At 66.8% G+C, this 3,590-nt stretch carries 3 protein-coding genes and 1 pseudogene; 2 read left to right on the top strand and 2 right to left on the bottom strand.

The window, feature by feature from the left end; translation table 11 throughout:
* Positions 1 to 304 precede the first annotated feature (304 nt).
* Both ACWDX9_RS61180 and ACWDX9_RS61175 read left to right on the top strand, forming a co-directional pair.
* Positions 305 to 667, top strand: coding sequence for an integrase core domain-containing protein (locus tag ACWDX9_RS61180; RefSeq protein WP_449973093.1), 363 nt, complete (start codon positions 305 to 307; stop codon positions 665 to 667).
* Positions 668 to 907: 240 nt separating this feature from the next.
* Positions 908 to 1,165 (top strand): annotated as a pseudogene (locus ACWDX9_RS61175) (integrase core domain-containing protein); the annotation flags it as partial.
* 69 nt (positions 1,166 to 1,234) lie between these two features.
* Here the strand turns inward: ACWDX9_RS61175 and ACWDX9_RS61170 are convergent.
* Positions 1,235 to 2,794, bottom strand: coding sequence for an ISKra4 family transposase (locus tag ACWDX9_RS61170; RefSeq protein ID WP_449973092.1), 1,560 nt, complete (start codon positions 2,792 to 2,794; stop codon positions 1,235 to 1,237).
* 70 nt (positions 2,795 to 2,864) lie between these two features.
* Positions 2,865 to 3,437 carry a hypothetical protein gene (locus tag ACWDX9_RS61165; RefSeq protein ID WP_449973091.1) on the bottom strand — a complete coding sequence of 191 codons (573 nt, stop codon included), beginning with the start codon at positions 3,435 to 3,437 and terminating at the stop codon, positions 2,865 to 2,867.
* Positions 3,438 to 3,590: the final 153 nt, after the last annotated feature.

The raw sequence follows: 3,590 nt of genomic DNA, 5'->3' as shown, positions 1-3,590 counted from the left end.
AACGTAAAGACTAGATCAAGCCTCGTTTCGACTCGTCTCGAAAGCGCAGACATCGGAGTTGCGAGCACTGCGACCATCGGATTAGAAGCAAGATCTTTTAGTGTCGCGCAGTGACGTTAGATGATGGTTCGTACCGCCTCAGCGTACTTCGCGTGTCAGGCAGTGCCGGGTCCTGACGGCGTGTGACGGGGCGTACGAGCACGCACCGAGCACGGCTGACACCCTGATTTGATCACGCAGATGTGCCGCATAACGAATCCTACAGCCCAGACCACGCTGGCACCACGCATAGAAGACAGTCACTGTGCTCAGCACGTGCTCCGAAGCCCCGAACGGTCCTCAGGCGCCCCACAGGCAGGTCATCTTCCGACCTGTTTGGAGGAGCCCGCACGACAATCACCCACCGGCCATGGAGCGGTGGGTGCAGCCCTGCCGCCGTGAACTGTTGGATCGATGCCTGCTCTGGAACGAACACCATCTTCGGCATGCCTTGCGCGAGTCTGAGGAGTTTTACAACCGACACAGACCCCATCAGGCCCTGGACCAGGCGGCTCCACTACGCGCCGCCCCAGAACCGATCACTGACCCGGCCAAAATCATCGACCCGAAGGTACGCCGACGAGACCGGCTCGGCGGAGTCCTCCACGAGTACTTACATGCTGCTTGAACTGCATGGATGGGGTCTTCGGCAGGCACACAGCCGTCGCGCCCATCTGCTCGGCGTCACCCCAAACCCCACAGGCCCCTAGACCACCCTTCCTTATTGAACACCGACATCGACACGACGCACCTGAGGTTCCTGAATCCGCGACCGTGGCAGCCAGTTCACCGGTGACTTCGATGCGGAGTTCACCGACATCGGCCTACGGGTTCTCAAGAGTCCACCGCAGCCTCCAAACGCGACGCACACTGCGAAAGGATCGTCGACATGCTGCGCCGCGAGGTCCTCGACCGCATGCTCATCCTCAATGAACAACATCTACGCCGAACGCTCACCCGCTACCTGCAGCACTACAACACCGCCCGACCTCACCGCGGCATAGGACAGTTATCCCCAGCACAAGCCGGAATCGGAGCACCAACCCCAATCGACCTCGCCAACCACCGAGTCCGCCAAAGAGCCATCCTCAGCGACCTCATGCACGAGTGCCAGATCGCCAGCTGACACCACCAAGACCGGCAGGTATGACATCGAAATCCCATGGGTGCGGCTCCTCCTGAGTGACTGAAGCGATCAAGCCGTAAGGGCGTATCCGTCCTGGTAGCCGGTCTGATGGACACGCGCGTGTTGCCGGGCGAGATGGAAAGTCCAGTACTCCTCCAGATGACCGTTGGCGACCAGCGCGCGGAGCTTCAGCACCGCCTCGGCCCCGGCCAGGCCCCACCGCGCCCCGGCCAGGTCGAACCTGTCGGCGATCAGATGACGGCACGCGCCCTCTACCACCCCGGTCGCGATCGGCCATCCCGCCTCCAGCGCCTGGTCATACCGCAGATGCCCGGCGTTGTTGGACAGATAGCGGATGCACGCGTCGATGCCGTCACGGTGCAGCGCGCCGGCTGTGGCGGCCTGCGCCCTCAGCGTGCTGATGACCTGGCCGGTGTGCCCGGCCAGCAGGGCCAGGGCATGCCCGGCGACCCAGTCCTCCGCAGCCGGCGCCGCGGGCGGGTGCAAACTCCACGCAGCAGCCCATAACTTCTCCAGCACGTGCACGAAATCGATCACGATGTGGACGCGGATGCGGCGCCGGGCGGCTTCGACGATGATCAGGTCGAGCTGGTGGCGAGCCCCGTCGACCAGCACGACCCAGGGACGGGCATGCGCGGGATCACGGGCCTCGGCATGATCGAACACCTTGGCGATCACAGGGCCGGGGCCGGTGACGACCGAGCCACACAGCCACTTGCGCGTCGCGTTCGGCCGGCCCCGTGACAGGCGCCGGCCGGATCGCCCGCCCGGGACGGCGATCACATCGTGCGGCCGCCGCGGCGCCGGTTCAGCGTCGTAGACCACCCCTAGCGTCGCCATCCGTTTGCGCGCCGGTTTCTCCCCGGCCGCCAGCCGCGTCCGGAACGTGGCTCGGGCGCGGGCGGCGGCCTTCGCGGTCGCGGGCCGCAGCGCTTCGGGGCGCATCGCGATGCCCTTGCCGTCCACGCTGATCGCCAGCACCGTGGACGCCGTGCACGGCAGCACGGTTCGCGCGGCGTAGAAGGCGTCGACATCGGCCGCGGCCTGGGCGACCAGCTGCTCGATCTGCCGTTTGCCGATCACCTGACCGCACCGTGTGGTGATCGCCGCCAGGGCGGCGTCGAACGAGCCGCGCACCGTCTCGATGACCGCGAGCTTCGCCAGCCCGGCCGAGTGTCGCACCGCCGGCAGCGATAACGCCGCATCCACCGGATAAACGTTGCCGACGCCCGGGGCCCGCCACGCGCACCGGGTGACCGTCACCGTCCCGGTCACCGTGGCGAGCAGGCGGTGGTGCCCGAGCTCCACCCGCCGCCGCGGCACCCCGTCCGCGCCGATCACCTCCGCGCCGATCACCTCCGCGGCGCCACCGTCCTGGTGGCGGGCGTGGCGTACCTGCTCCAGCTCGCGCAGCGCGCGCAGGTCAAGGTGGGCCTGCAGCAGCAGGCGCTGCAGCTCCCGGCCCTGCTCGGTGATGGTCTCCTCCAGCCGGTTATGGGCAAGCGTCCCGGTCTGCGCGTCGGTGAGGTGTCCGATGAGCCAGTTGAATGTGTTCTTCGCCTTCGCAAAGACGTCAGCGGTGGCCTCGGTGTCGTACGGTGCCTGCACAGGGCTCTTCCTTCGTCGGGGTCGATTGGGTGGCACCTTCGAACCTGACGGCGGGAGAGCCCCGCCACAATCACCCGCCCGGTGACGACGCGATTGCGTCCCGTGACGCCACGCCATCCTGCCCGGCCATCTCGCGGGCCACCGGATCGGTCACCGTGAACAGTCCCGGCCCTTCTTCCTTCGCCCAGCCACGTTCCACCAGCCGCTTCAGCTTGGAGCGCAGCCCTTCCCGCTTGGCGGCCTCATCCGGCAGTCCCATCGCCACCGCGATCTGCCCGGCCCGTATCGCCCGCCCGGCATCGGCCATGATCTCCACCGCGTCCCGGTACGCGCGCGGCAGCACCGCCGTATTCATGCCGGGTTGCCAGTGCGGCACCGTCACCACACCCAGCACCGGCGGCTGTGCCGACGGCGCGGTGCCGGCCGCGTCGGCGGCCTCGGCCTGTCCATTGGGCTCATCGAGCAGTTGGGCCGCTTCGCCCAGGATTTCCTCGACGGTCTCCCGTGTGATCGTCAGCCGTGACAAGCGGTCCTGCTCGTCCTGCATCTGTGAGGTGAGCGCGGCGATCTGCTCGCGGATCTCCTCGATTCGCCGGCGGGCAGCGGCTTCGCGCCGTGCTAGTTCCTCGAGCAACGAGCTCATCGTCACCACCGCCTCACGGGTCTGCACTCACAGTAAAAGGCGGTTCCTGGATCAAACAGTGAACCTTTTTCAGGCTCCGCGGCGAGTGCCCTGGTCACAGCATGATCGCGATGCCGTTGTTCGGCCGGTGACGTGAAGAAGCTCCTGGTAGAC

The organism is Nonomuraea sp. NPDC003201 (genome assembly GCF_053590415.1).
The sequence above is the reverse complement of the archived record's forward strand: the minus strand, read 5'-3'. Positions and strand labels throughout refer to the sequence as shown.